The sequence below is a fragment of the Streptomyces cavernicola genome (genome assembly GCF_029968035.1).
In the GTDB taxonomy this organism is placed as follows: Bacteria; Actinomycetota; Actinomycetes; order Streptomycetales; family Streptomycetaceae; genus Streptomyces; species Streptomyces cavernicola.
The window spans coordinates 29,347-55,128 of the sequence record NZ_JASCIQ010000052.1 but is presented as its reverse complement, the minus strand read 5'-3'; the positions used below and the strand labels follow the sequence as shown (position 1 = coordinate 55,128).

General features: G+C 73.5%; 22 protein-coding genes and 1 tRNA gene. 9 read left to right on the top strand and 14 right to left on the bottom strand.

The genetic code is table 11. The features are described 5' to 3' along the window. Positions 1–59 precede the first annotated feature (59 nt). From QIS96_RS33990 to QIS96_RS33980, 3 genes are all read right to left on the bottom strand, one after another. A complete protein-coding gene (locus tag QIS96_RS33990; protein WP_282546695.1) occupies positions 60–257 on the bottom strand; it encodes a hypothetical protein in 198 nt (65 codons plus the stop codon). A 41-nt stretch (positions 258–298) separates the two neighbouring features. Beyond that, the gene (locus QIS96_RS33985) at positions 299–1,171 is read right to left on the bottom strand and encodes a hypothetical protein (protein ID WP_282546694.1); all 873 of its coding nucleotides are present in this window, start codon (positions 1,169–1,171) and stop codon (positions 299–301) included. Positions 1,172–1,233: 62 nt separating this feature from the next. Beyond that, complete coding sequence (locus QIS96_RS33980) at positions 1,234–2,565, bottom strand: MalY/PatB family protein (protein WP_408907302.1); 1,332 nt, start codon at positions 2,563–2,565, stop codon at positions 1,234–1,236. 245 nt (positions 2,566–2,810) lie between these two features. Between QIS96_RS33980 and QIS96_RS33975 the strand changes: the two genes are divergently transcribed. Beyond that, positions 2,811–3,998: an MFS transporter gene (locus QIS96_RS33975; protein ID WP_282546692.1), complete on the top strand. Its 1,188-nt coding sequence runs from the start codon at positions 2,811–2,813 to the stop codon at positions 3,996–3,998. Between the two features lie 192 nt (positions 3,999–4,190). Here QIS96_RS33975 and QIS96_RS33970 read toward each other — a convergent pair whose 3' ends face one another. Further along, positions 4,191–4,631, bottom strand: a complete 441-nt coding sequence (locus tag QIS96_RS33970; RefSeq protein WP_282546691.1) for an SPW repeat protein — start codon at positions 4,629–4,631, stop codon at positions 4,191–4,193. A 372-nt stretch (positions 4,632–5,003) separates the two neighbouring features. Here QIS96_RS33970 and QIS96_RS33965 point away from each other — a divergent pair, with 372 nt between their 5' ends. Continuing rightward, positions 5,004–7,115: a hypothetical protein gene (locus tag QIS96_RS33965; RefSeq protein ID WP_282546690.1), complete on the top strand. Its 2,112-nt coding sequence runs from the start codon at positions 5,004–5,006 to the stop codon at positions 7,113–7,115. A gap of 154 nt (positions 7,116–7,269) precedes the next feature. Continuing rightward, positions 7,270–7,986, top strand: a complete 717-nt coding sequence (locus QIS96_RS33960; protein WP_282546689.1) for a response regulator — start codon at positions 7,270–7,272, stop codon at positions 7,984–7,986. Positions 7,987–8,067: 81 nt separating this feature from the next. Here QIS96_RS33960 and QIS96_RS33955 read toward each other — a convergent pair whose 3' ends face one another. Next, positions 8,068–9,801 carry a sensor histidine kinase gene (locus QIS96_RS33955; RefSeq protein WP_282546688.1) on the bottom strand — a complete coding sequence of 578 codons (1,734 nt, stop codon included), beginning with the start codon at positions 9,799–9,801 and terminating at the stop codon, positions 8,068–8,070. 805 nt (positions 9,802–10,606) lie between these two features. Here QIS96_RS33955 and QIS96_RS33950 point away from each other — a divergent pair. Further along, on the top strand, positions 10,607–11,593 hold the full coding sequence (locus tag QIS96_RS33950; RefSeq protein ID WP_282546687.1) for an Acg family FMN-binding oxidoreductase: 987 nt from the start codon (positions 10,607–10,609) through the stop codon (positions 11,591–11,593). Between the two features lie 300 nt (positions 11,594–11,893). Here QIS96_RS33950 and QIS96_RS33945 read toward each other — a convergent pair whose 3' ends face one another. Further along, on the bottom strand, positions 11,894–12,802 hold the full coding sequence (locus QIS96_RS33945) for a universal stress protein (RefSeq protein ID WP_282546686.1): 909 nt from the start codon (positions 12,800–12,802) through the stop codon (positions 11,894–11,896). A gap of 253 nt (positions 12,803–13,055) precedes the next feature. Between QIS96_RS33945 and QIS96_RS33940 the strand changes: the two genes are divergently transcribed. From QIS96_RS33940 to QIS96_RS33925, 4 genes are all read left to right on the top strand, one after another. After that, positions 13,056–13,137, top strand: a tRNA-Trp gene (locus tag QIS96_RS33940). Between the two features lie 84 nt (positions 13,138–13,221). Further along, a complete protein-coding gene (locus QIS96_RS33935; RefSeq protein WP_282546685.1) occupies positions 13,222–15,576 on the top strand; it encodes an ABC transporter ATP-binding protein/permease in 2,355 nt (784 codons plus the stop codon). Between the two features lie 52 nt (positions 15,577–15,628). Then, positions 15,629–16,258 carry a hypothetical protein gene (locus QIS96_RS33930; protein WP_282546684.1) on the top strand — a complete coding sequence of 210 codons (630 nt, stop codon included), beginning with the start codon at positions 15,629–15,631 and terminating at the stop codon, positions 16,256–16,258. A gap of 59 nt (positions 16,259–16,317) precedes the next feature. Further along, positions 16,318–17,301 carry a serine/threonine-protein kinase gene (locus tag QIS96_RS33925; protein WP_282546696.1) on the top strand — a complete coding sequence of 328 codons (984 nt, stop codon included), beginning with the start codon at positions 16,318–16,320 and terminating at the stop codon, positions 17,299–17,301. 70 nt (positions 17,302–17,371) lie between these two features. Here QIS96_RS33925 and QIS96_RS33920 read toward each other — a convergent pair whose 3' ends face one another. Further along, the gene (locus tag QIS96_RS33920) at positions 17,372–18,631 is read right to left on the bottom strand and encodes a streptophobe family protein (protein WP_282546683.1); all 1,260 of its coding nucleotides are present in this window, start codon (positions 18,629–18,631) and stop codon (positions 17,372–17,374) included. 261 nt (positions 18,632–18,892) lie between these two features. Between QIS96_RS33920 and QIS96_RS33915 the strand changes: the two genes are divergently transcribed. Beyond that, positions 18,893–20,158: a DUF6777 domain-containing protein gene (locus tag QIS96_RS33915; protein WP_282546682.1), complete on the top strand. Its 1,266-nt coding sequence runs from the start codon at positions 18,893–18,895 to the stop codon at positions 20,156–20,158. Between the two features lie 18 nt (positions 20,159–20,176). Here QIS96_RS33915 and QIS96_RS33910 read toward each other — a convergent pair whose 3' ends face one another. From QIS96_RS33910 to QIS96_RS33880, 7 genes are all read right to left on the bottom strand, one after another. After that, positions 20,177–21,619 carry an MDR family MFS transporter gene (locus tag QIS96_RS33910; RefSeq protein WP_282546681.1) on the bottom strand — a complete coding sequence of 481 codons (1,443 nt, stop codon included), beginning with the start codon at positions 21,617–21,619 and terminating at the stop codon, positions 20,177–20,179. Between the two features lie 143 nt (positions 21,620–21,762). Further along, complete coding sequence (locus QIS96_RS33905) at positions 21,763–22,383, bottom strand: DUF998 domain-containing protein (protein ID WP_282546680.1); 621 nt, start codon at positions 22,381–22,383, stop codon at positions 21,763–21,765. 108 nt (positions 22,384–22,491) lie between these two features. After that, a complete protein-coding gene (locus QIS96_RS33900; RefSeq protein WP_282546679.1) occupies positions 22,492–23,268 on the bottom strand; it encodes an SDR family oxidoreductase in 777 nt (258 codons plus the stop codon). 10 nt (positions 23,269–23,278) lie between these two features. Next, positions 23,279–23,497, bottom strand: coding sequence for a hypothetical protein (locus tag QIS96_RS33895; protein WP_282546678.1), 219 nt, complete (start codon positions 23,495–23,497; stop codon positions 23,279–23,281). After that, positions 23,490–24,380 (bottom strand): MaoC/PaaZ C-terminal domain-containing protein, encoded by an 891-nt coding sequence (locus QIS96_RS33890; protein WP_282546677.1) that lies wholly within the window; start codon positions 24,378–24,380, stop codon positions 23,490–23,492. The genes QIS96_RS33895 and QIS96_RS33890 overlap by 8 nt, the downstream gene beginning before the upstream one ends. Continuing rightward, the gene (locus QIS96_RS33885) at positions 24,380–24,862 is read right to left on the bottom strand and encodes a flavin reductase family protein (protein ID WP_282546676.1); all 483 of its coding nucleotides are present in this window, start codon (positions 24,860–24,862) and stop codon (positions 24,380–24,382) included. Before QIS96_RS33885 ends, QIS96_RS33890 begins: the two co-directional genes overlap by 1 nt. Beyond that, entirely contained in the window at positions 24,850–25,743 is an 894-nt protein-coding gene (locus QIS96_RS33880) for a VOC family protein (RefSeq protein WP_282546675.1), read from the bottom strand. Before QIS96_RS33880 ends, QIS96_RS33885 begins: the two co-directional genes overlap by 13 nt. Between the last annotated feature and the right edge of the window lie 39 nt (positions 25,744–25,782).

Below are 25,782 nucleotides of genomic sequence, written 5' to 3'. Positions count from 1 at the left end.
CCCGCCCCGCCCCCCCCCCCCCCCCCCCCCCCCCCCCCCCACGGCCGTGTCGGTGTACGTCAACTGCCGTCGGGCTCTTGGCACTTGAGTCGCAGCAGCTGCCGGAGACGGCGGACCTCGGCGACGAGCGCGGGCACGTCTTCGCGGGCTGCGGCGATGAACCGGGCGTTCTCGTCCCAGCGTTCGTCGGCTGCGTCTGCGTGGCGCGGCTGCCGTACGAGGGTGGTGGCCACGATGTCGCGGTGGTGGGTGTTCATGGGCTACCGGTCCGTGGGCGTCCGGGCGGGCTGTCGGTCTCTCAGTCCTCGTTGCTCGGGATGGTGCGGGTGCGGATGCGCGGGCGGGTGCCGGGGGGTGTGTCCTTGCGGTGTTCGGTGAGGGCGGCTTCGGCGAGGTGGCGGGTGGCGATGCGGGCCAGGGTCTGCAGGGCCGCCTGCGCCTCCAGGTGGTCGAGGCCGTCGATGTCCCCGGTGACGAGGGGGCTGTCGCTCGTCAGGGTGGTCAACCCGGCCTCGTCGCGCCCCAGTTGGAGTGTGACGACCTCGCCCGTCGGCAGCGTGAGCGCGACACTCGCCCCGTCGGCGACCGCCCGGCGGCCGGTATGGAGCAGGGCCTTCCGCTCGTCTTCGGAGCTCGCGGCGAGCTCGCCCCGCTCGGCGAGGGCGGCCAGGGCCCGGTGGCTGTGGTGCGCGATCTTCTCCCCCTCGCCCGCGAGACCGGGCAGCGTCTCGCGGGGCGTCCAGCCGGGCCCCTGATCCGTGGGCGGTTCCAGTACGTCGGCCACGCCCTCCAGGGCGCGCGCCGCGGCGAGTGTCACACGTACGAGCGGATCGTCGGGGTCGTGGGTGGAGGCGGGCCGGGCGACGGCGTCGGCGACCTTGGCGACGGTCCGCACGGAGTCGCCCCGCAGCGGCGTTGCGCCGGCCTTCGGCGGGCCGGATGCCTGCTGCTCGCGCGAGCGGTGGTCGACGCCCCTCGCGGCCAGGTCGGCGTAGACGGTGTCGCGTGTGACACGGGCGAGCCGGGCCAGCTCGGCGACGTTGCGCGTACCGGTGCGCCAGGCCGCTGCCACGGCGTCGGCGCGGTCCGCGCTGAGCCGCTCCCGGCGCTCGGCCCAGGCGATGAGCTCGGACAGGGCGGCGATGCGTGCTGCTTCGTTGGGTTCGGTCACACCGACCACGCTATGTCGACTCACTCGACATGTCGAGTGAGTCGACACATTCGGTATCGGGTCTAGCTCGTGCGGTGCGCGGTCGCGCGGCCCATGCGGGTCAGCGCCTCCGTCAGGACGGACTGCGAGGTGGCGAAGTTGAGGCGTACGTGGCCGGCTCCGCCCGTGCCGAAGATGTGGCCGGAGGAGAGCGCCACCCGGGCGTGGTCGAGGAAGAATTTGGCGGGGCCCGACAGATCCGTCACGACCGCGAGGTCCGTACCGGCCTCCTCCGACACGAGGCCGGGGCCGGGTTCGTGGTTGAGGCCGGGCTCAGGGTTGGGGCCGGGCTCGGGGTTGGGGCCGGGCTCAGGCTCGGGTTCGGATTCAGGCTCGGGTTCGGATTCGGGGTCGAGCGAGCGGCAGTCGAGCCAGGCCAGGTACGTCCCCTCGGGCCTCGCGTACCCGACTCCGGGCAGGTGCTCGGCGACGAGCCGGCCGAGGAGGTCTCGGTTGGCGTCGAGCCCGGCGAGGAGCGCGTCGAGCCACTCGTCCCCGTGGCGGTAGGCCGCGGTGTGGGCGATGACGCCGAGGTAGCTGGCGCCGTGGCCGACCTCCTCGGGCATCCGGCGCAGATCCGCGGCGGCCTCCGGCCCGGCGAGGGCGAGGGCCGCCTTGATCCCGGCGAGGTTCCAGCCCTTGGTCGCGGACATGAGCGAGAACGCGTCCTCCGCGCCGGGCACGCTCAGATAGGGCGTGAACTCGGCGCCCGGCAGGACGAGCGGGGCATGGATCTCGTCGGCGACGACCCGCACCCCGTACCGCCGGGCCACCTCGGCGACGGCCACGAGCTCCTCGCGGGTGTGCACGGTGCCGGTGGGGTTGTGGGGGTTGCTGAGCAGGTACGCGATCTTGCCGCGACTGTTCCGATCCCTGAGGCGCCGGAACGTCTCGTCCAACGTCCGCGGGTCGATCCGCAGGTCCGGTCCGAGGGGCGCTTCGACGATGCGGCGGTCGTCGTGGGTGACGAAGGCGTAGAACGGCGCGTACACAGGGGAGTTGACGACGACCGGGTCGCCGGGGTCGGTGATCAGGCGCAGCACCTGGACCGCGCCCATCATCACGTCCGGGATCATCGCGGTGCGGTCGATCTCCACCCCGTCCCACTTCCAGCGCCGGGCGGCGAAGCCGGCGAGGGACTCGGCGAACTCGGTACCGGCGGGGTAGCCGGTGTCACCGGCGTCGATCGCCTCGCGCAGCGCGTCCGCGACCGGGCGCGCGAGCGGGACGTCCATCTCCGCGACCCACAGCGGCAGGACGTCCGCGGGATGCGCCCGCCACTTCATGCTGCGGCGCCTGCGGAGTTGGTCGAGGGACAGCTGCTCGAGCGGGTTCGCAACACCATCGCTAGTCATCCTCAGCATTGGACTGCCATCGCGACGGGGGCGCAAGAGCGAGGCGGACCCCTGCGGCCGGGCTCGGCCGGCCGGTGGCCGATGATGGGTTGGGGACCGCCAGGCGGAAACGCGTACGCGGACATGGCCGCACCGCACCCAGACCCTGGCCCAGCCCCGTGACCAGACCCATAACCAGCCCGAGACCCATAACCAGCCCGAGACCCAGACCCAGCCCGAGACCCAGACCCAGCCCGAGGGGAACCGTGAACGCTGCTGCGCAACGCGGCATGATCGCCGCCGTACAAGTGCTGGGGCTCGCCGTCTGGTTCTCCATGTCGGCCGTGGTGCCCAGCCTGCGCGGCGAGTGGGGGCTCGGCTCCACCGGCGCCGTGTGGCTGACCGCGTCCGTGCAGCTCGGCTTCGTCAGCGGGGCGCTCACGTCCGCCGCCCTCACCCTCGCCGACCGGTTCCCGCCGCAGCGTCTCCTCGCGTGCGGCGCGGGCGCGGCGTCCGCCTGCACGGTGCTGCTCGCGCTGACGGTCGACGGGCCGGCCGCCGCGTTCCCCCTGCGGTTCCTGACCGGCGTGTGCCTGGCCGCGGTCTACCCGGTGGGCATGAAGCTGATGGCCTCCTGGTCGAGCAGCGCGCAGCGCGGCCGGAACATGGGCGTGCTCATCGGCGCGCTCACGCTCGGCTCGACGCTCCCCCACCTCATCGCGGGCCTCGGCCGGCTGCCCTGGCGCGGCGTGCTGCTCGCCGCGGCGACGGCCGGGGCCCTCGCGGCCCTCGTCGCCCTGGCGTTCATCCGCGTCGGACCGTACGCCGCCCCGACCGCGCCCGCCCGCAACCCCCGCTACGCCCTCACCATGTTCACCGAGCGCCGCCCGCGCCTGGCCAACCTCGGCTATTTCGGGCACATGTGGGAGCTGTACGCGCTGTGGACCTGGATCCCGGCGTACCTCGCGGCGACGTCCGGCGCCGAGGGCCTGCCCGGCTCGGTCGGGACGACCGTCTTCCTGACCATGGGCATCGGCGGGGCGGTCGGCTGCCTGCTCGGCGGCTGGGGCGCGGACCGGTTCGGCCGGCCCTCCGCGGCCATGACGGCCCTGCTCGCCAGCGGCGCCTGCTGCCTCCTCTCCCCCTTGCTGGTCGACGCCCCGGCCGTACTTCTGGTCGTCTTCTGCGCGGTGTGGGGCGCGGCGGTGATCGCCGACTCCGGGGTGTTCTCCACGTCCCTGAGCGAGGTCGTCGACCAGCGCTACGTCGGCACCGCCCTCACCGCCCAGACGGCCATCGGCTTCGCCCTCACCGTCGTCACCATCCAGCTCACCCCGCTCCTGGCCGACGCGTTCGGCTGGCAGTACGCACTCCTGCTCCTGGCACCGGGACCGCTGGCCGGCGCGGTCGCGATGCGGGCACTGAAGACCGCCGAGCCGCTCCGGTCGAGGTGATCCAGCCGAGGTGATCCGGTCGAGGTGATCCGGTTTGGATGATCCGCTCGCGCGACCGCCCTCGGACCGGGGGGCGAACAACCCGCAACCACCCGCCCCTGCCCACCAGTTCGCACAACGTGAGATCGCACGGCATGAACAGGCCGGCCCGCGGGTGCGGACCGGCCTGCAGGGTTCCTCTCCTGTGTGCTCCTACGGCTTGGGGACGCTCTTCGCCGCCGTGCCTGCGCACAGCAGCCCGAGGCACACCGCCACTGCGCCGATGATGATGTTGTTCAGCGCGACACCGGTGTCGGGGCTCTCGCCGACGACCCACGGAGCGACGATCATCCAGATGCCCATCGCGCAGAAGGCCCAGCTGAGGCCGTACATGCGGTCCGGGGCCCGGGTGAAGCCGAGGGCCAGGAGTCCGATCGCGATGCCGAGGATCAGGTTGTGGGTGACGAGCGCGGGCTGGCTCGTCGTGTAGTGGAGTATCCAGGGGGATACGGCGCAGTACAGACCGAGCAGGAAGACCGGTCCGTCCACGAGCGCCACGTCGCGGCCGCCGAGCATACGTGCGTAGCGGTCCCGCATCTCGGAGACATCAGGGTGGGCAGTTATGTCACCTCTGGTGGGCTGCACGTTGGCCATGGCTCGTCTCCTTTGACTCACAGGCCTCACCGCGTCTGATGCGGTGTGCGGTGTGCGCCGCCTACGGACATTCTGCGCTTACTTTCCCTTTATGTGTAGAGCTTGTCGGGTTCATGTAGAAGTCGTGATGAATTGCCAGAAAAGCGTGCGCGATCTTGGTGCTCCTGGGCGTGGGCCGGGGGCGACGGCCCCCTGCGCACCGCCCCCGTCGGCGGCGTTGTCAGTGCTCCGGATTAGGGTTCCCAAGACACACGCGCAAGTGATCAAGACAGTGCGACGAGGGGGACGGCGACCGTGCGGAGCCGAGGAGTTGGGGCGGGACGTGCCCGCGGGGCGGGGGCTCTGGTCGTGCTCGCGTTGACCCTGGTTGTGTTGTTCACGCCGGCCGCGGGCGCGGCCGCGGCGCAGCCCGTCTCCAGCGCCCCGCAAGCCGCCGCGGACCCCGCCGGGCTCGACGCCCGCGCCGCGTACTTCGCCGGGCAGCTGCGCAAGTCCCCGATCTACGTCACGGACCAGACCCCACGCGTCATGCCCCGCTCCGCGTGGCCGGCGTTCCTGGAGCAGGCCCGGCGGACCGGCGTGCCCACGTACGTGCTCGTACTGCCGTACGCGGCGACCGCGGACGGGGAGGAACTGCTCACCGCGGTACGGGAGAAACTCGGCCGCAAGGGGATGTACATCCTGCTCGATGCCGAGGGCGGCGGCAGCTGGACCGACGTGACCGTCGAGTCCCACGGCGTGCGCGAGCTGCCCATCCAGGCCTCCCTCGACTCCGCGGACGAGTGGCTTCCGTCCGACGCCACGGCCCTCGACTACTTCACCGCGTTCGTCGACGGACTGCTCAACGAGGGCGACGCGAGCGGCAGCGGGAAGTCCCCGAGCGCCTTCTACACGACGCCGGACGCGCGGGCGACGCAGTCCACGACGACCGGGGTGTTCACCGGTCTCGTCCCGGTGCTCGTCCTGCTGATCGGCGTGCCCCTCGCCCTGCGGCGCGGGACGCGGCGGCGCCTGCTCGTCCCCATCACCCTGGCAGGGGTGCTCGCCGTGGCCGTGCCGCTGGGCGCGCAGAACGCCCTCTCCGAGGTCAGCTCCACCGGCGACCCCGACCCGACCGGACGGGACATGCAGCTGCGGGCCGAGCGGTTCGCGGCCGGGCTGCGCCACCGTTCCGTCTATCTCGACGCGGAGATCCCGCCCGCGCTCACGCCCCGTCAACTGCGGTCCGTGGAACGGCACTTCGCTGCGCTCGATGTTCCCGTGCACGTCACGGTGGCGCCGCTCTCCCGCGCCGACGAGTCGGAGGGCCGCCCCGAGCGATTCGCCGAGCGGCTGCACGACACGCTCGGCAAGGACGGCCTCTACGTCACCGCCTCCATCGGCGAGTTCGACGACATCTCCCTGGACATCGTCAACTACGGGGCGAAACTCGACGAGTTGGAGCTGTACGAGCTCGACGAGTGGGTGGCCTACGGCCCCGAGGACCTGGACGCGGACCCGCAGCTGCACGCCCGCCTCCTCAAGCTCGCCCAGCACATCAGGGCGACACCCGCGGGCCCGCCCGGCCGGCCGTACGCGGACGACGAGCCGCTCACGGACCCGGTCGCGGAGGACGCACTGCCCCCGCTGCTCACCGACCCCGCCGGCCCGCTCGGGCTCTCCGGCCTGTTCCTCGCCGGTCTCGCCGGTGGCGCCGGGGTGCCCGCGGCGATCGCCGGCGCGGTGTGGCTCGTACGTCGGGTGCGGCGCGGGGACGGACGATCGGAGCGCACGCGGTCGGGTCGTACGGGTTCGGGGCGCACGGGCTCGGGTCGTGCGGGTTCCGGGAGTCGCGGCAGTACGAGCACTGCGGGTGGCGGGGCGCTCGGGCGGGACGTCTCGGCCGAGGACGCACGGCCGGACGTCGCCTGGCTGCACAGCACGGCACAGCGTGAACTCGGCTCGCTGCGCGAGAAATCGGCCGCCGCACGACGGCGCAGCGGAGGCGACAGCGAGACCGAGACGCTGGCCGCTGCCCGGGACTGCCTGGAGGCGGCCGGGCTCGTGCTCGACCGGGACCACGACCGGCGCGTGGACGAGGACGCCGCCGCCGTGGACCTCGCCTCCGGGCTCGCCCTGATACGCGCCGGACGCGCGGCGCTCGACGCGGCCCACGGCAACGGCCGCTTCGCGCCCGACACGAAGCTGTGCACCCTCAACCCGCTGCACGGCCCGTCCCCGATGTCCGCCCGCCTCTCCCCCACCCCAGGGGCACGCGCCCGCCTGTACCCGGTGTGCGCCGACTGCGGGTCGACGCTCGGGAAGGTGGCCTCGGCCCACCGCGGTGGGGCAGTGGACCGGTTGCGCCTCAGCCTGCCCGGCCGAGCGGGCCGGACCCCGTACACCGCGCTGCCGGGACCGCTGGGCGAGGCCGGGGCGAGCGGCAGCGTCGAGGTGACCGGGCTCGTCCGCGGCATACGCGAGAGACACGGCGCGCAGCGCTGAGACCGCCGAGCCGGACCCGGCGCGCCGGGTCCGCCCTCGTCGGCGCCCGCCTCACCCCCCTCACCGCCCTCTTCACCGCCCGCCCGGACGCGTCCTGGCGGACAATCTTCGTGAAGGCGTACGTCTGCCGGGTGAGCGCAGCGCAGGGGGTTCCATGTCAGAGCCGTCAGGCCGGTCAGGGCCGTCGGAGCCGCAGAGTGTCGGCGCACCCGCGCGGGTCTTCCTCGTGGACGACCACGAGGTCGTCCGGCGCGGGCTGCACGACCTCATCGACGACGAGCCCGACATGGTGGTGGTCGGGGAGGCGTCGACCGCGCAGGAGGCGCTGGCCCGAGGAACCGCACTACGTCCGGACGTGGCCGTGCTCGACGTACGGCTGCCCGACGGCGACGGGATCTCCGTGTGCCGGGAGTTGCGCTCGCGCATGCCCGACCTGTCCTGTCTGATGCTGACCTCGTTCGACGACGAGGAAGCGCTGCTCGACGCGATCATGGCGGGTGCGGCGGGGTACGTCCTCAAGCAGATCAAGGGCTCGGACCTGGTGTCGGCGGTGCGGACCGTCGCCACCGGGCAGTCGATGCTCGACCCCGCCACCACCGCCCGGCTGATGCGTTCGCTGCGCACGCCCGAGGCGGAGGAGCGGCCCACGCAGGACGAGCGGCTCGCGGTGCTGTCCGATCGGGAGCGGTCCGTACTCGACCTGATCGGCGAGGGGCTCACCAACCGGCAGATCGCCGAGCAGCTCCACCTCTCGGAGAAGACCGTCAAGAACCACATCTCGCGGCTGCTCGGAAAGCTGGGCGTCGAGCGCCGCGTACAGGCCGCCGTGATCGCCACCCAGGCGCACGGCCGTGCCCCCGGGGCGAGTTGAGCCGTCGTCCGCCGGTATGCAGGTCCGTCGGTCCGCCGCTCCGCCCGTCACTCAGGGTTGACCGTCACTCGGGGTCGGCCGTCACTCAGGGTTGGCCGCGAGCGGGATCCGCCACTCCAGAACGGTGCCGGTGCCCGGCTCCGGCCGGGCCAGGACGGACAGGGTGCCGCCGAGGCGCTCCGCGCGTTCCGCGAGGTTCCGCAGTCCGCTGCGGGGGCCGTCCTGCGGGATGCCGTGGCCGTCGTCGCTCACGACGACCGCGAGTACGCCCGCGTCGGCGACGATGGACACCTCCGCGCGGTGGGCGTCCGCGTGCCGCGCCACATTGGTGAGGGCTTCGCCGACGACGGCGATGACCTCCGCGGCCGCGTCCGGCGCCACGTCCGTGTCGAGCAGGCCCTCCATGCGCAGGGCCGGGGCGAAGCCCAGGGTCGCCGTGGCCGACTCGACCGCTTTGACGATGCGGCTCCTCAGCTTCAGAGCCGTACCGGGGGAGTCGTGTTCGCGCAGGCCGAAGACGGTGGACCGGATGATCTTGATGGTGGCGTCGAGGTCTTCGATGGCCCGGCCGAGGCGGTCCATGGCCTGCGGATGCTCGACGAACCTGCGGGCGCTCTGCAGCGTCATGCCGGTGGCGAAGAGGCGCTGGATCGCCAGGTCGTGCAGCTCGCGGGCGATCCGGTCGCGGTCCTCCAGGAGACTCACCTGCTCGGCGTCCCGCCGCCGGTCGGCGAGTTCGAGGGCCAGCGCGGCCTGGCCCGCGAATCCGGGCAGGGCGGCCGTCTCGGCGCTGGTGAACTGGGCGCGCCCACGGCGACGGACGAGCATCAGCACACCGCTCAGGCGTTCCTTCGTACCGACCGTGACGACCACCGCGGGGCCGAAACCGCGCCAGCGTTCGGGCTCCACCGTGACGGCGGGCTCGTGCTCCACGTCCGGGACCTGGACCAGGCCTTCCTCGCCGAGCGCGAGCCCGGCGAGCGTCCCCTCGCTGCTCGGCAGCACCACGCCCCGGTGCTCGTCGGCGTCCTCGCCCCGGGCGAGCGAGCCGTTGAGCTCGCCGTCGGCGCCCACCAGGTAGAACGCCGCCAGGTCGGCGTCGGCGATGTCCATGGCCCGCACCAGCATCCCGTCGAGCACCTCATGCTCCCCCACCCCCGACAGGAGCGCGCTCGTGAGGTCGGAGCTCGCGGCCAGCCAGCGCTGTCGGCGACGCCCCTCCTCGTACAGGCGGGCGTTCTCGACGGCGATGCCCGCGGCGACGGCGAGGGTCGTCACGACGGCCTCGTCCTCCGCGTCGAAGTCGGCCCCGCCCCGCTTCTGCGTCAGGTACAGGTTGCCGAACACGTCGTCGCGTACGCGGATGGGGACGCCCAGGAAGGAGTGCATCGGCGGGTGGTGCGGCGGGAAGCCGTACGAGGCCGGGTGGTCGGACAGCTCCGAGAGGCGCAGCGGCTGCGGGTTGCGGATCAGCTCGCCCAGCAGGCCGTGCCCGGAGGGCAGGTCGCCGATCTGCTCCCACACGTCGTCGCTGATGCCGACCGGGATGAACTCCGAGAGGTTCTGGTCGTCGCCGATCACGCCCAGGGCGCCGTACTCGGCGTCCACGAGGGTCACCGCGGACTGCACGATGCCGCGCAGCACCTGCGGGAGATCCAGCTCCCGGCCCACGGACATGACGGCCTCTAGCAGGCCGTTGAGCCGGTCCCTCGTGCCCCGCACCTCGGCGATGCGCACCTGGAGCTCGTCGAGCAGCTCGTCCAGCCTCTGCCGTGGCATCCCGCCGCCCGGCCGCTCCGGACGCTGACCCGCCATCGCCACCTCCGCCCGCGCCGAACGCTCACTCGGCGCACGGGCGGACCTCCTTCACCGTAATCCCGGCTCAGCGGACCTTCCTGCCGGATGCGACTCGCGCCTACGGCGCACTGGTCCGGGGCGGGGCGGCCGTCGGAGCCCTTGCCTGGGCCGGGGGCGTCGGCGTCCTCCGGTTGGCCCTGGCGCGTGGCGGTCCAGTGCCAGGACCCCGCCCCGCCCCGCCCCTTCCCGGCTGTGCGGCTGGCGCCGCGTGGCTGCGGCGCTTCGGGGGCCAGCCCCCTCCCCCATCTCAAACGCCGGAGGGGCTGAGTTCGGGCGGCGACACGTGCCCCGACAGCGGCGCGGGGAACTGCGCGACCAGCCACGACGGAGCCGCAGTCGAACGACGGCGCGGGCCGGGGCGAAGCCCCGATCGGTCCGCGCGGCCCGGTGGCAGGGCCGGGGCAGTCCGACACCTGCGACCCGGACGATCCAGCGCCACGACCCTGGCAGTCAGGTGCCAAGATCCAGACGGTGCGGGCGGTCCGGTTGGGCCTCGGGGGGTCCGTTCGGCCCCTCGCGGATCGGTGGCGCGCGAGGGACGGTGGTGGCGAGGGCAGGTCGAGGGCCGCTCCTTCTCCCGCCGCTCGCCGACCGGCACGACGCCCGGGGCGCCGCCTGCACATCTCCCGGGTGCCCGTGATCGTTCGGCGGCGCGGACTGACCGGCGGCCCACGGCCTCGCCCAGCCGGCGCCCGTGAAGCCTGGCGCTCCCCGGCCCCCGTGGCCCGTACACCCTGGCCGACCGCGACAGACAGGACGCACCGTGCCCACCACCGCTCTGACCCGACCGCTCGTGACGTCGCTGGTCGAGGACGCCGTCACCGCGCCCTCGATGCACAACGCGCAGCCGTGGAGGTTCGTCCATGTGGCGGAGACCGACACCGTCGAACTGCACGGCGACCCCGGCCGCGGTCTGCCGCGTGAGGACCCCGATCACCGGGCCCTGCACATCGGCTGCGGCGCCGCCCTGTTCGGCCTCCGCGTGGCCGCCGCGCACAGCGGACTGCGCGCCGCCACCCGGCTGCTTCCCGACCCCGGCGACGCCTGGCATCTCGCCGACGCACGGCTGACCGGAGCGGACGCCGAGGAAGCCGACCTGCAGCCGCTGCACACGGCCCTGCCCCGTCGGCACACCAGCCGCTTCCCGTTCTCCGACGAGCGGGTGCCCGAGGAGATCCTCGACGGGCTGCGCGCGGCGGCCCTGCTCGAGGGGTGCCGGCTCGTCGTGCCCGACCCCTGGCACACCGACGCCGTACTCGAACTCGTCCACGACTCCGAGCGGTTCGAGGCCTCGGACGAGGCGGTACGGGCGGAGATCGCCGCCTGGACGCGCACGGGCGCCGCCGGCGAGAAGGCGACGGAGGGCATCCCCTCGTACGCCTTCGGCCCGCGGCAGTACGACGTGACCTCGCCGGTCCGGGACTTCGACGCGTCCCGCCGGGACGCGTCGCGCGCCTCCGCGCCGTTCGAGAAGCGGCCCCAGATCGTGCTGCTCAGCACGGCGGACGACACCCCCGAGGCGTGGCTGCGGTCGGGCGAGGCGATGCAGCGGGTCCTCCTCCAGGCCACCCTGGACGGGCTCTCGACCTCCCTCCTCTCGCAGCCCCTGGAGTGGCCCGAACTCCGTTCGCTGGTACGCGATCCGCAGTCCGAGGCACGGTTCGTCCAGATGGTCATCCGCGTCGGCTACGGCCCCACCGGCCGCCCCACCCCACGCAGGCCCGCGTCCGAGGTACTCACGGTGCGCTGAACGGCGGGGCCAGGCCGGGGGTTCTTGTTCCTCGGGAACGACGAGTCGGCCGCTGGGGGCGACCGCCTGGAGACAGCCGCTGTGTCCCCCTGCGGAAGCTCCCCTGGCCCGACGTCCGCGACGCCGGGCGCGCGGCGCCTGGGCCGGCTCGGCGGTTGCCTACAGCCAGGGTTCGGTTGCCTGCGGCCAGGGTTTCGGCCTGGTCCGCCCGAATCTGCCCAGCTCCGGGCTCGGGCGCGCTTCCGCTTCCGGCCTCGCGGCGGGGGACGGCGACGGGCCGCCGCACGCGAAGTGCTCCCGTCACCCGCCCGGAGCCCCCGCGTCGAACCCCGGCGGTACGACCTCCACGGGGCAGTGGGCGTGGTGGAGGGCCGCGTGGGGGATGCGGCCCAGGTGGGAGCCGAGGTGCAGGGGGCGGCGGTGGCTGCCGAGGACGAGGAGGTCGGTGTGGGCGCTCGCCTCGACGAGGGCACCGGGGACGCTCGTCGCCGTGTCGACGCCGTGGCTGACGGTCAGGCCCGGGTACGCGTTCCGGACGGCGTCGCCGAGCTCCTTCACCTCCCGTACGCGCGCGTGCGCGATCTCGTCGAGGTCGTCGAGCATGGTGACGACGCTGCCGGCGTACCGGAGCACGTTCCAGACGCCGAGCAGCCGGAGCGAGGCCTTGCGCGCCTCCGCCTCGGCGGCCGCGACGAACAGCCACTTCAGGTCCGCGGCGCTGCGGACGGCCGCGGTGACGGTGCCGGTCTCGGGGCGGTCCGTCTCGCCGCGTACGACGATCACGGGAACCTCCGAGCGTGCCACCACGCCAAGGCCGACCGAGCCGAGCAGCAGCGCGGAGAACCCGCCGAGGCCCCGGCTGCCCACGACGATCGTGCCGCGGGTGCCGGCCGCGGCGCGCAGCGCGGCCATCGGCTGCAGGCTGCTGAGCTCCTCGGTCACGGTCAGGCCGGCGAACCGGTCCCGTACGGCCGTGGCGGTCTCGGCCAGCAGGTCGCGGCCCGCCTGGCGGGTGGCTTCGATCGTCTCGGCCGGGGCGAACAAGGCCTTCCGGTCGGTGTCGGCCGCGTGCACGAGGCGCAGCGCGTGCCCGCGGCGGGCGGCTTCGTCCGCGGCCCACAGGGTCGCCGTGTGCGCCTGCGGGGAGCCGTCGACGCCCACGACGAGAGGGCCGAGCTCCGGGAGGACGGCAGGAAAGTCGCTGTTCATGGCTCCTCCTCGGGGTAATCGCCCCGGGCGTCGGGGTAGCGCCCCGGGCGGGCGGTCCGTGCCCGTACACCTCCCACGCTGCCACCCCGCGCCCGTCCCCGGCTTGGGCCCTTCGGACCCCATCACGACCGCTCCGCCCCTCCGCACCCCCTCCGACCCCCGACGCCCGCCGCCGGTCCGCCTCAAGTGGCCTGCGTACAGGCCGAGTTGCCCCGCCTCCGACCGCTCTCCGCGTGATCGGTAGGATCCCGGCGGGCGGGTGTAGCGCAGAGGTCGACGCGCGCGGTCTCCAAAACCGCGAGGACGCCGGTTCGAATCCGGCCGCCCGTCCACCAGCTCCTCACCCGACGCGCCCGCGAGCCCAGTTGTGGCTCCCGCACGGACAGGCGAGGCCCCCGGCACGGCCGTAAAATCCAGGTATGGGAGAGCGGCCAGATGCTCTGACGGCGCCCGAGCTCGTCGTCGAGGCCGAGGGTCACACCCAGGTGCTGAGTCCGCTCCGGACCTACCACGTGGGGCGCGACCCCGCGAGCGAGCTGGTCCTCGACGACGCCCGGGTCTCCTGGCACCACGCGGTGCTGCGCGCCACGGCCGGGCACTGGGTGGTGGAGGACGAGCGGAGCACCAACGGCACGTACGCGGACGGGCGCCGGGTGCGGCAGTCCGACGTCGGACCCGGGAGTGTGCTCAGGTTCGGCAGTTCCCTCGACGGGCCGTGCGCGGTGCTCGCCGACGCGCCACGGCCGGCCCCGCCCGCGGCCCGGCCGTCCGCCGTCACGATCGTCTCGCACCCCGACGCCACGGGGACGTTCCGCCGGCCGAGCGCCGTGCGCCCGCTGCCCCCGGCGCGCACCACCCGCATCGGGCGGGCGCCCGACAACGACCTGGTGGTGCCCGACCTGCTCGTCTCGCGCCGGCACGCGGAGCTGCGGGCGGGGCCGCAGGGCTACGAGATCGTCGACCTCGGCAGCCACAACGGCACGTACCTCAACGGCCAGCCGGTGAGCCGCGCGCCCGTGATTCCCGGCGACGTGATCGGCGTCGGGCACTCCGCGTTCGTCCTCGTCGGCGAGGAACTGCAGGAGTTCGTCGACACCGGCGAGGTCTCCCTCGACGTGCAGGACCTGGCCGTACGCGTCGACAGCGGCCGCAAGACGCTCCTCGGCGGGGTGTCGTTCCCGGTCGGCGAGAAGACGCTGCTCGCCGTGGTCGGGCCGAGCGGCGCGGGCAAGTCCACGCTCCTCAACGCCCTGACCGGGCAGCGGCCGGCCGACGAGGGCACGGTCCTCTACGACGGCCGCGACCTGTACCGGGACTACGCGGAGCTGCGGCACCGCATCGGGCTCGTGCCGCAGGACGACATCCTGCACTCCCAGCTGACCGTGCGCCGCGCCCTTCGCTACGCCGCCCAGCTGCGTTTCCCCGAGGACACCGCGAAGGCCGAGCGGGAGGCCAGGGTCGACGAGGTCATCCGTGAACTGGGCCTGGAACAGCGGGTGGACCAGCCCATCCACTCCCTCTCCGGCGGCCAGCGCAAGCGTGTGAGCGTGGCCCTGGAACTCCTCACGAAGCCGTCGCTGCTCTTCCTCGACGAGCCGACCTCCGGTCTCGACCCGGGCATGGACCGCTCGGTGATGCACATGCTGCGCGGCCTCGCCGACGACGGCCGCACCGTCATCGTCGTCACCCACAGCGTGCTCAGCCTCGACGTCTGCGACCGGCTCCTCGTGCTCGCACCCGGCGGGAGCATCGCGTACTACGGGCCGCCCGACGAGGCGCTCGCGTACTTCGGCTTCGCCGAGTGGCCGGAGGCGTTCGAGAGCTTCGAGAACGACCGGGAACGGGACTGGGCGGGGCAGTTCCACGGTTCGCTGCAGCACGGGCGCTATGTCGCCGCGGAGTCCCGGCAGCCGCACCGGCCGTCCGAGGCGCCGCGCGGCCCGGTGACCCCGCCCAAGGCCCAGAGCTGGGGCGCGCAGCTGCGCACGCTCGTGCGGCGGTACGCGGCGACCCTCAGCTCCGACCGGACCTTCCTGGTGATCATGGTCGCGCTGCCGTTCGTGATGGGGGTGATGGCACGGGCCCTGGCCGGCGGCGAGCTCACCAAGGACTCGGCGCTGAACGGTCTGTTGATCCTCAACGTCGGCGCGGTCCTCACGGGCGCCGCCAACGCCGTGCGCGAGCTGGTCAAGGAGCGGGTGATCTACCAGCGGGAGAGAGCCGTCGGCCTGTCGCGCTCGGCGTACGTGATGTCCAAGGTCCTAGTGCTCGGCACGATCACCGTCGTCCAGGCCGTGGTCCTGACGATGGTGGCGCTTGTCGGCGTGGATCTCAACGCGCCGGGCGGCGAAGGGGTGTTGATGCCGCCGCTCCTGGAGATCACGCTCGCCGTCGCGCTGTTGGCGTTCACCGCGATGATGCTCGGCCTGTTCGTGTCCGCCCTCGTGCGGAAGGAGGAGGTCACCATGCCGCTGCTCGTCCTCCTCGCGATCGTGCAGGTGGTGTTCTGCGGGGCGCTGCTCAAACTGCAGGGCGTGCCGGGGCTCGAGCAGTTGGCGTGGCTGGTGCCGTCGCGGTGGGGGCTCGGCGCCATGGCGAGCACGATCGACCTGCACCGCATCGTGCCGCAGGACCTGACCGACGATCCGCTGTTCCGGCACGAGGCGTCGGTGTGGCTGGTCGACATGGGCGCGATGGTGGCGCTCTCGCTCGTCCTGGCCTTCCTGGTCGCCAAGCTGCTGCGGCGGCACGAGCCCGAGATCATGCGCAAGTAGACCGTCCCGGACGGGGTTCCGCCGCCTCGCGCGGAGCGCCGAGGAGCCGCCAGTGACCGTCCCCGAGTTCCTCCCCACCCATGTCGTCCCGCCGGACGGCCTGGCGACCTGGTCGGCGCCCGACGCCACCCGGCCGATGGTCGCGCTCGACCCGCTGCTGCCCGTCCAGGTGATCGAGCGGCGGGGCGACTGGGCCCGCGCGCTCTGCTCCAACGGCTGGTCGGCGTGGGTGGACGGCCGGCTCCTGCTGCCGGTGCCGCACGGTCCGCCGGCCGCGGGCCAGCCCTCCGCCAGGACCGCGGACCCCCGGCCGCTGCTGCGCGAGGTCGAGCAGGACCTCGGCCGGTACCGCGGGCTCGTCGAGGAGCTGGCCAAGGGCCGCCTCGACGGCGAGTCCTTCGCGGAGCAGACGCGGGGCCTGCGGGTGGGGGTCGTCGTGGACGGCAACGCGGTCTGGCTGTACGACATGCGGCACGAGCGGTGGTGCTACTGCGACGGGCCGTCCCTGGAGACGTTCGCGGTGGGGCACCCGCCCGCGGAGAACGGCGGCGGTCCGGACGAGGACGGGCCCGGGGAACCCCCAGAGGCACCCGGGGCCCCAGAGGCAGAGGCACCGCACTCGGCGGGCTCAGCGGCGCAGGAGACGCAGGTGTCCGCCCCGTACCGCGAGGGTGAGCCGTGAGCGACGGCGACGACCGCTCGGCGGAGGAGCCGCCGGGGCCCGCCTCCGGCGCGACCGGGATGCGCGGGCGGACCATCGCCGGGTACCGGCTTGAGGACGAGATCGGGCGCGGCGGCATGGCCGTGGTGTACCGGGCGCACGACCTGCGGCTCGGGCGCACCGTCGCCGTGAAGCTCCTCGCGCCCGAGCTGGCGCGCAACGACACGTTCCGCAAGCGCTTCGCGCACGAGTCGCGGGTGGCGGCGTCCATCGACCATCCGCACATCGTGCCGATTTTCGAGGCGGGCGAGGCCGAGGGCGTGCTTTTCATCGCGATGCGGCATGTGAAGGGTCAGGATCTGCGGGTGCTGCTCGACCGCGCGGGGCGGATGCCGCTGGGGACGGCCTGCCGGATCGCCCTGCAGGTGGCCTCCGCGCTCGACGCCGCGCACGCGCACGACCTGGTGCACCGGGACGTCAAGCCGGGCAACGTCCTGGTGACCGACGGAACGGACAGCGACCACCCGGAGCACGTGTACCTGACCGACTTCGGGCTGACGAAGAAGTCCCTCTCGCTGACCGGCTTCACGCGCGTCGGGCAGTTCGTCGGCACCCTGGACTATGTGGCGCCCGAGCAGATCTCGGGCCGCCCCGTGGACGGCCGCTGCGATGTGTACAGCCTGGGCTGCGTCGTCTTCGAGATGCTGACCGGTGCGCCGCCGTTCCGGCGCGAGGAGGACATGGCGCTGCTCTGGGCGCACCAGTACGATCCGCCGCCGCCACTGACCGACCTGCGGCCCGATCTGCCGCGCGGCGTCGACGCGGTGTTCGCCCGCGCCCTGGCCAAGGCGCCCGACGACCGCTACGGCACGTGCCTCGGGTTCGTGACGGAGCTGCGGGCCGCCGGGCGGGCCCCGGCGCCCGGCGAAGCGCAGGGTTCGCCTGAGGGGGACGTGCCGGCTCCGGTGGACGCGGCCCGCGCCGCGGCCGACAGCCGCCCGTACCCCGGCCCGCCGCCCCCGCCGCGCTGGGCGACGCCGATGTTCCCGGGCCGCCCGGACTGAGCCGCCCGGACCGACACCCGAGGCCGGTCCCCGTACGCCCGTCTGCCTGTGCCCGTCCGCGTACGCCCGTCTACGTACGCCTGTCCTCCCCCACCCGTGCGTCCCGTACGTCGCCGGGGTGTCGTACGCGGCGGGCGAGGAGGCTGCCGAGGTAGCCGGTGACCAGGCCCAGGGCCGCGCCCACCGCCGCCAGGCGCAGCAGGTGCGCGGTGAGGGAGACCTCGCCGCCGAGGCCTCCGCCGAGGTCGCCGATGCCCATGAGGGAGAGGCCGAAGCGGGCGGAGATCCCGGTGAGCAGGCCGACGACGAGGAGGGTCAGGGCCAGGGCCGCCGCCATCTCCAGGGCGTGCCGCCAGGCGGGGAGCCGGGCCGGGGAGCGCACCGCGGCGGTGAACGCGGCCGCGAGCACCAGCACGACGGCCACGGCGACGAGCAGCCAGGCGCGCCCGTCCCGCTCCGCGACCGTGCCGAGGTCGAGGGTGCGGCTGCCCCCTTCGGTGCGCAGCACCTGGTCGAGTACGTCCGGCATGGGCAGTCCGATGGGCTTGTCGACGTGTCCTTCCCAGGCGCCGCCGGCCCCGAGCCCGAGGGCCATCCACACCAGGTTGGGCAGCCCGAGCAGCAGCACGGCGACGGTCTCGCCCGGGTGGCCGCGGGTGAGGAGCACGATCACGCCGACGACGAGGCCGATCGCCACGTACGCGAGGAGCACCAGGAGCATCGCGGAGGCGGGCGGTCGCACCGAGCGCTGGAAGTGCAGGAGCGGGGACGGCAGCGGCGCTCTGCGGGACACGACGAAGGCGAGCGTGAGGACGGCGAGCACCCAGACGAGTCCGACGCCGAGGGTCGCGGGCACGTCGGCGCGGAAGCCGACGGTGGGATTCGCGCCGAGCTCCGCTCCGATGTCACCGGCGGTGTCGTCCCCGACCGGGATGCGGAAGTCCTGGCGGGCGAGGAGGGCGAGGACGAGCAGCAGGAGCAGCCAGCAGCCGGCCGTGCGCGCGACGCGGTCGGCGAGCTCGCGGGTGGTGGCCACGGCGCGGTGGCGCAGCGGCAGCAGGAACACGGCGGCCATGGCGAGGGCCCCGGCCAGGGTCACCGACAGGGGGACGACGTCGACGGCGGCGTCGGCCTGCGCGAGGTCCCCGGTGTTGCCCGCGATGTCGACGGTGCCGCCGGCGGCGATGACGACGACGGCCGCGACGACCCGGGGGAAGGCGCCGCCCGGCAGATCGGCCGCGCCCGCGGCCCACAGTCCGAGGGCGGCGACCACGATCATGGTGACGATGCCCGCGCCCGCCGCGGCGAGCGCTTCTCGCGTCCGGCTCACGCTGCCTCCTCGCTCCCGCCCGCCCCTCCTTCACCCCCGGCGGCTCGTATCCGCAAGGTCCCGTTTCGTCCCCTCGGGGCTCCGCCCTCACCACGGTACGTACGCCGCCCTCGCCCCGCTTGCGGGCGGGGTCGGGGGGCGGCACAAAATGGCATAAGGCATTCATAACTGGGCGGAGTTCGGATTTCCGGACGGGGTCCACGGGGTCGTCAGGCGCCCCCGTGGAACGAGACGCCCGAACCACGTGGAACCAGGTGCCCCGTGACTTCTCAGCCGCCGCCCGACAGCAGCCCGACCGGCCCGCCGTCGGGCCCTCTCTCCGGTCCGTCCTCGGGCCCTTCGTCGCGTCCGCCCGAGGAACCCGGCTCCGGCGCTCCGGCCGGCCCCGGGCACGAGCCGACACAGGTCAGCTCCACCCCCTGGTCGGGCGGCGGGTCCGACGAGTCCGGCGGCGGGTCGGGCGGCGGTGATTCCGGCGGCGGCGGAGGTGGCGACGGCGGCGGTACGGGCGGGGAACCCGGCGGCGGAGGGCACCAGCCGTGGTGGCGGCGCTCGTCGCGCGTCGCGCTCATCACCGGGGTGATCGTGGCAGCCGTGGCGCTGACGGTGTTCCTCACGCGTCCGGACGGCGGGGGCGGCGGGGGCGGCACGGCCTCGGGCGAGATCTTCCTGGAGCCGGCCGCTTCGCAGGGCGAGGCCCCGTTCACCAAGTCGACGGCGAAGAAGTCCCACGAGACCGCCTCACCGACGGCGACGCCGAGCGTCACGCCGACCGGGGAGACCGCCGACACGGGCGGCCGCACCAGCATCTCGGGGTCGGCGCCCGGCCTGTACGGCGGCAGCCGCTCCGCGGCGAGCTGCGACGTCGAGCAGCAGATCAAGTTCCTGCAGGGCGAGCCCGCCAAGGCCAAGGCGTTCTCCGACGTCGAGGGCATCAAGCAGGCCGAACTCCCCTCGTACTTGCGGTCGTTGACGCCCGTGCAGCTGCGTGCGGACACCCGGGTGACCAACCACGGCTTCGAGAAGGGGAAGGCCACCGCCTATCAGGCGGTCCTGCAGTCGGGCACGGCCGTGCTCGTCGACCAGCGCGGTGTGCCGCGGGTGCGCTGCGCCTGCGGCAATCCGCTGCTGCCGCCGGTGGCCGTGAAGGAGACGCCGAAGTACGAGGGCAAGCGCTGGCCCTCGTACCAGCCGTCGAAGGTGGTGGTCGTGCAGGAGGCGACCACGGTGGTGAACGTCTTCGTGCTCGTCGACCCGCAGACCGGTGACTGGTTCAAGCGCGACAAGGGCGACGCGGACGGCGACACGGACACCCCGACCACGGCGCCGACCAGCGAGTCCCCCTCGCCGAGCGACAGCTCCGAGCCGCCGTCGTCGCCGGGCACCGAGAACCCGTCCGCGCCGGAGGAGCCGAGCCCCGCGCCGACGGAGGAGGCCCCCACCACGCCCCCGGAAGAGCCCGCCCCGACCCCTTCCGAGGAGGCGCCGGGCGGCAGCAGCCCTGAGGCGCCGCCGCCCAGCTCCTGACCGGACCCGACTGCCGGGCTAGTGCTCCTGCGGCTCGCTGTGCGGGACGCGGTTCGGCAGCTTCAGGGCGACGACGACGGTGATCACGGCGAGGGCGGTCACGACGGCGAAGGCCCACTTCATGCCGCTCATCTGCGCCGGCCCGGCGGCCGTTCCGTCGGCGACCAGCTGGCTCGTACGCGAGGACATCACCGTCACGACGAGTGCTGTGCCGAAGGCCGCGGCGACCTGCTGCAGCGTGCCGAGCATGGAGCTGCCGTGGGAGTACAGATGCGCGGGAAGTCCGCCCATGCCGAGCGTGAAGCAGGGCGTGAACGTCGCCGCCAGGCTGACCATGAGCAGGGCGTGCAGGCCGAGGACCACCCAGTACGGCATCGTCGTCGACACCTGGGTCAGGGCGCCGAGGGCGAGGACCATGCCGATGGAGCCGGGCAGCACCAGGGGCCGGCTGCCGAAGCGGTCGAAGGCCTTGCCGATGGACGGGCCGAGCAGGCCCATGACGAGTCCGCCGGGCATGACGAGGAGGCCCGTCTCCAGGGGGCTGAGCCCGCGCAGGTTCTGCAGGTAGAGCGGCAGCAGGATCATCGCGCCGAGCATCGCGAGGAACCCGATGGACATGAGCACCAGGGACAGCGTGAACGTGCCGTGCTTGAGGGTGCGCAGGTCCATCAGGGGTGCGCCGGTGCGCTGCAGGCGCAGCTGGCGGAAGACGAAGACGGCGATGGCCGCGGCCCCGGCGGCGACGACGCCGATGCCGGCCCCGACCTTGCCGTGACCCTCGCCGAACATGCTGAGGCCGTAGACCAGGCCGCCGAAGCCGAGGGCGGCGAGGCCGAAGCTGAACCAGTCGATGGAGCTGACCTCGGGCTCGCCGATGTTCTCGACCTTGCGCATGCCGAGGAGGGTGACCAGGCCGGCGATGGGCAGGACGACGACGAACAGCAGCCGCCAGGAGCCCGCCTGGAGGATCAGGCCCGAGACGGCGGGGCCGAGGGCGGGGGCCACCGAGATGGCCAGGGTGACGTTGCCCATCACCCGGCCGCGGTCGCTCTCGGGCACCACGATCATCAGCGTGGTCATGAGGAGCGGCATCATCACGGCGGTGCCCGCGGCCTGCACGATGCGGCCGAGGAGCAGCACTTCGAAGGAGGGCGCGACGGCCGACAGGGCGGTGCCCGCGAGGAACACGCCCATGGCTATCGCGTACGCCTGACGGGTGGTGACGCGCTGGAGGAACCAGCCGGTGACGGGGATGACGGCGGCCATGCTGAGCATGAACGCGGTGGACACCCACTGGGCGGACTGCTCGGTGATGTGCAACGAGTCCATGAGGCGCGGGATCGCGTTGATCATGATGGTCTCGTTGAGGATCACCACGAAGGTGGCCAGGACGAGCAGCCGCACCACGGTCGGCGTGCCACCCGCCTTCGTGGCCGTACGTTCCTGGGTCACGGTTGACATGACAGCACCCCGCTGGGCTTCTGGTCGCAGTCGCCTAGCAGCGGAGGCCGCCGACATGGACGTGGACGTGGATTCGGACGTGGACATGCGCACCGGTTGAGACCGGCGGACCTGGAAAAAGTCATCGGTCCGCCGAGTCTTCCTCATCCGCGTCCGGATCTCCTCCGAATTTCCGACGGCGCCCGGGAGCCGGGGCCCAGGCAGGAGGCCACCACGACGAAGGGCCACAGCGTCTGGACGGTCGTCACGACGCGTTCGGCCACGCCGGCCGCGCCCTTGCTGTGCAGTTCGAGCAGGAACCACAGCGCGCCCGCGCCCATCAGCAGGCACATCACGATCGAGAGGACGGGCCGCAGCGCCCAGGGCCCGGTTCCGTCGCGGTCGGCGGCGAGGACCGGCCAGAGCGCCATGAGGGCGAATCCGACGCCGACCACCCAGCCGTGCACGAGGGAGCCGCCGCTCTCCGGGACCGGGACGAGCGCCATCCCCATCACCGCCGCTCCCCCGCAGCCGAGCGCCACCCGGCCCGCGGGCGCGGCCGCCCGCAGGCCGAGGGCGGTGACGAGGTGGCAGGCCCCGAGCACGAACAGGGACCCGGTGAGCACAAGGCGTCCGGGGGACCCGGCGGCGGCCATGACGCTGATGGTCTCCGTGACGGGGTCGTAGCCGGGCCCGTGGAGTTCCTCCGCGACCGACCAGCCGCCGACGAGCAGCAGCGGCGCGCACGCGGACGAGAGCACGGCCCACCAAGGAACAAGCCTCATCAGGCCACCATATGTACCGGTTTGTTCTGGTTCACACCGGTGGCGTGCGCACCGCAAGCTGCCCACTGCCGGACCGCGCGCCGCTCGGCCGGGCGGGCGCGGGCCGGGTCAGAGGACCGCGTCGCCCCGCAGGACCGCGTCCGCTCCCCCGTCGGCGAAGACGATCTGGCCGGTGACGAGGGTGTTCTCCGGGGAGGTCAGCCAGGCGATCAGCGGGGCGAGGTCCTCCGGGGCGGCGTGCCCGTGCAGGGGCATGGGGACGCTCTGCTCGACCAGGGGCCGCATCTCCGGGTCGGCGAGGAGCGGCTCGGTCATGGGCGTGACGACCACGCCGGGGCCGACCGCGTTGAGCGGGATGCCCGCTCCGGCCCAGTCGGCGGTGACGGCCGCGCGCCGCACCCAGCGGGAGATCGCCGCCTTCGACGAGGAGTACGCGAGGTGTCCCTCGCCGCGGTCGACCGCTTCCTGGGCCGCGGCGACGGCCGCTTGCTCGTCGCCCGCGAGGGCCGCTTCCACGATCGCCTCGTCGGTCGGGTGGACGGCGTCGATGGAGCCGATGACGAGGGCGCGGGGCGCGTCACCGGCCGCGAGGAGGGGGCGCAGCCCTTCCAGGGTGGCGACGGCCCCGAAGTGGTTGACGCGGACGGTGCGCGGGTCGAAGTGCGCGATGCCCGCGCAGGCGACCACCGCGTCCAGGCGTCCCCCGGTCAACTCCCGGGTACGGGCGACGAGTTCGGCCCGCCCTTCGGGGGCGGCGAGGTCGGCGGAGATGTCGCTGTCCTTGAGGTCGGCGCCGATCACCGTGTGACCCTGGGCGCGCAGGAGGTCCGCGGTGGCTCTGCCGATGCCGGAGGCCGCTCCGGTGACGAGGTAGGTACGGGGCATGGGGGCTCCTTCAGGACGAGGACGAAGGCGAGGCCGAGGTTGAGGGCGAGGTCGAGGTCGAGGGCGAGGTCGAGGGCGAAGTGGGTTGTGCGGCGATGTGGTTGACCGCGATCCAGCTGAACGTCATCGCCGGTCCGATGGTCGCGCCCGGCCCCGGATATGTCTCCCCCATCACGGCGCCGGACCCGAGCACGACCACGTCGTACGTGTGGTCCCGGCGTTCAGTCAACGGGTGCTCCATGGCTGGGGCCGGCGGTGACGAGGGCGTGCTCCAGGACCGGTGCGTCCGCGCGGTCGGGGGCGGTGGCGCGCAGTCGGTAGCCGCCCGCGGCCGGGTCCGACCAGACGCTGATCCGGAGGGTCTCCCCCGGGTGGAACGCGCCCGCGAAGCGGGTGCGGCAGCCGGTGATCGCGCCGGTGTCGCCGTCGAGGAAGCGGTCGGCGACGGCCTTGACGACCATGCCGAAGGTGCACAGGCCGTGCAGGATCGGCCGGTCGTGGCCGGCCGCCCGCGCCACCGCCGGGTCGGCGTGCAGCGGGTTCCAGTCGCCCGACAGGCGGTAGAGCAGGGCCTGTTGGGGCAGGGTCGGCAGGTCGAGCACGGCGTCCGGGGCGCGGTCCGGGGCGGGCAGGCGGTCGGCGGGGCCGCGCTCGCCGCCGAAGCCGCCCTCGCCGTGCACGAAGATCTGGTTGCGCTGGGTGAGCAGCGGCTCCCCGTCCTCGCCGACGAGCGTGGACTCCTGCACGATGACGGCGGCCTTGCCCTTGTCGTACACGTCGGTGACGCGCGTGCTCGCCGAGGCCTTCGCCGCGGGCGGCAGCGGGCGGTGCACGGTGACCTGCTGGCCACCGTGCAGCGCGTTCGCCAAGTCGACGTGGACGCCCGGGAGTTCGAAGACCTGGAAGCCGACGTTGGCCGCGGTCACCCCGAACAGCGGCAGGACCTTGAGGCCCCGCGGGTGCCGCTCGTAGACGTACCGGAGTTCCTCCGGGTCGGTCTCCGGCACGCCCGCGCCGAGCGCCAGGTGGTAGAGGCGCACGTCGCGGTCGTCCCACGACACCTCGGTGCGTACGGGCGGGGCGGAGGTCAGCTTCGCCACGTCGATGGGCATCAGAACGCCCCCACGGCGTACCGGCTGCGGAAGTAGAGGAGCGGGCTGCCGTCCTCGCGGGCGCCCAGGGCCACCACCTCGGCGGTCGCCAGATAGTGGTCGCCGGCCTCGTGCACGGCCCGCAGCTCGCACTCGACGGCGGCGAGCGCGCCCTCGATGCGTACGGTGCCGTGCTCGCTGACGCTCCACGGCACGGCGGCGAACTTGTCGGGGCCGCTGCGCCCCAACCGGGCGCAGATCTCCCGCTGTTCGGCCGCGAGGATGTTGACGCAGAACCGCCCGGCCCGCTCGATCCGCGGCCAGCTGCTCGACGACCGGCCGACGGCCAGCATCACCAGCGGCGGGTCAAGGGAGAGCGAGGCGAAGGACTGGCAGGCGAAGCCGACGGGCTCGCCGTCGTCGAGTCCGGCGACGACGGTGATGCCGCTCGCGAACCGCCCGAGCACGTCCCGGAACGCGTCCGGTTCGATCAGCCGTTCCACTGGTGGCCCCAGAAGCTGTCCGCGGTGATCTCCTTCGCGACCCAGGTGGCGGGGTCCACGACCAGACCGTCCCAGCCGTACTCGACCTGGAAGCCGCCGGGCGCCTGCGCGTAGAAGGACACCATGTGGTCGTTGGTGTGGCGGCCGAGGCTGGACGCGATGGGGATGCCCGCGGCATTCATGCGGTCCAGGCCGCGGCCCACGTCGTCCAGGGTCTCCAGCTCGACCATGAAGTGCACGATGCCGGGCGGCAGGGCGCCCGGGTAGAGGCCGAGGCTGTGGTGGCGGCGGTTGGGGCTGAGGAAGTGCATCCAGTGGAAGTCGCGCTGCTCGGCGGCGGTCGGCACGGCCTGCGGCGGGAGCTTCATCGAGTCGCGCAGCTGGAAGCCGAGCAGGTTCTCGTAGAAGTCGAGCGCGGCCTCGATGTCGGAGACAGGCAGCACCACATGGCCGAGGCCGAGCTCGCCGGTGACGAAACGGTTGCCGTAGGGCGTGCCGAGGGCGGAGTGGTCCTGGGCCTGGCCCCAGTAGATCTCCAGGGGGTTGCCGCAGGGGTCGGTGACCTGGATCAGGTCGCGGACCCGGCGCTCCGCGAGCTGGGCGTCGTCGGCACGCTTGACGGCATGCCCGGCCTCCTCCAACTCGGCTGCGGCGCGGGCGAGTTCGGCGGCGTTGGCGACCTCCCAGCCGGCGGCGATCAGGCGGTCGCTCTCGCCGGCCTGGACGACGATGCGGTGGCTGCGGTCGTCGATCCGCAGGCAGAGGGTGTCCTCGGTGGAGTCGGGGCTCTCGACCATGCCGAGGATGTCGAGGGCGTACGTGCGCCACTCGTCCAACTTCGTGGTCTCGATGCGCAGATAGCCGAGCGAGCGAATGTCCATGATCGGTCTCCTAGGGGGTACGGGTGGTGGCGCAGCGAC

What these genes read in the sequence shown, in the direction of transcription:
- QIS96_RS33935 (WP_282546685.1), top strand. Translation starts at nt 13,222, where the DNA reads ATGGGAGAGCGGCCAGATGCTCTGACGGCGCCCGAGCTCGTCGTCGAG.
- QIS96_RS33960 (WP_282546689.1), top strand. Translation starts at nt 7,270, where the DNA reads ATGTCAGAGCCGTCAGGCCGGTCAGGGCCGTCGGAGCCGCAGAGTGTC.
- QIS96_RS33945 (WP_282546686.1), bottom strand. Translation starts at nt 12,802, where the DNA reads ATGAACAGCGACTTTCCTGCCGTCCTCCCGGAGCTCGGCCCTCTCGTC.
- QIS96_RS33900 (WP_282546679.1), bottom strand. Translation starts at nt 23,268, where the DNA reads ATGCCCCGTACCTACCTCGTCACCGGAGCGGCCTCCGGCATCGGCAGA.
- QIS96_RS33910 (WP_282546681.1), bottom strand. Translation starts at nt 21,619, where the DNA reads ATGTCAACCGTGACCCAGGAACGTACGGCCACGAAGGCGGGTGGCACG.
- QIS96_RS33970 (WP_282546691.1), bottom strand. Translation starts at nt 4,631, where the DNA reads ATGGCCAACGTGCAGCCCACCAGAGGTGACATAACTGCCCACCCTGAT.
- QIS96_RS33880 (WP_282546675.1), bottom strand. Translation starts at nt 25,743, where the DNA reads ATGGACATTCGCTCGCTCGGCTATCTGCGCATCGAGACCACGAAGTTG.
- QIS96_RS33990 (WP_282546695.1), bottom strand. Translation starts at nt 257, where the DNA reads ATGAACACCCACCACCGCGACATCGTGGCCACCACCCTCGTACGGCAG.
- QIS96_RS33955 (WP_282546688.1), bottom strand. Translation starts at nt 9,801, where the DNA reads ATGGCGGGTCAGCGTCCGGAGCGGCCGGGCGGCGGGATGCCACGGCAG.
- QIS96_RS33980 (WP_408907302.1), bottom strand. Translation starts at nt 2,565, where the DNA reads ATGACTAGCGATGGTGTTGCGAACCCGCTCGAGCAGCTGTCCCTCGAC.
- QIS96_RS33905 (WP_282546680.1), bottom strand. Translation starts at nt 22,383, where the DNA reads ATGAGGCTTGTTCCTTGGTGGGCCGTGCTCTCGTCCGCGTGCGCGCCG.
- QIS96_RS33925 (WP_282546696.1), top strand. Translation starts at nt 16,318, where the DNA reads ATGCGCGGGCGGACCATCGCCGGGTACCGGCTTGAGGACGAGATCGGG.
- QIS96_RS33890 (WP_282546677.1), bottom strand. Translation starts at nt 24,380, where the DNA reads ATGCCCATCGACGTGGCGAAGCTGACCTCCGCCCCGCCCGTACGCACC.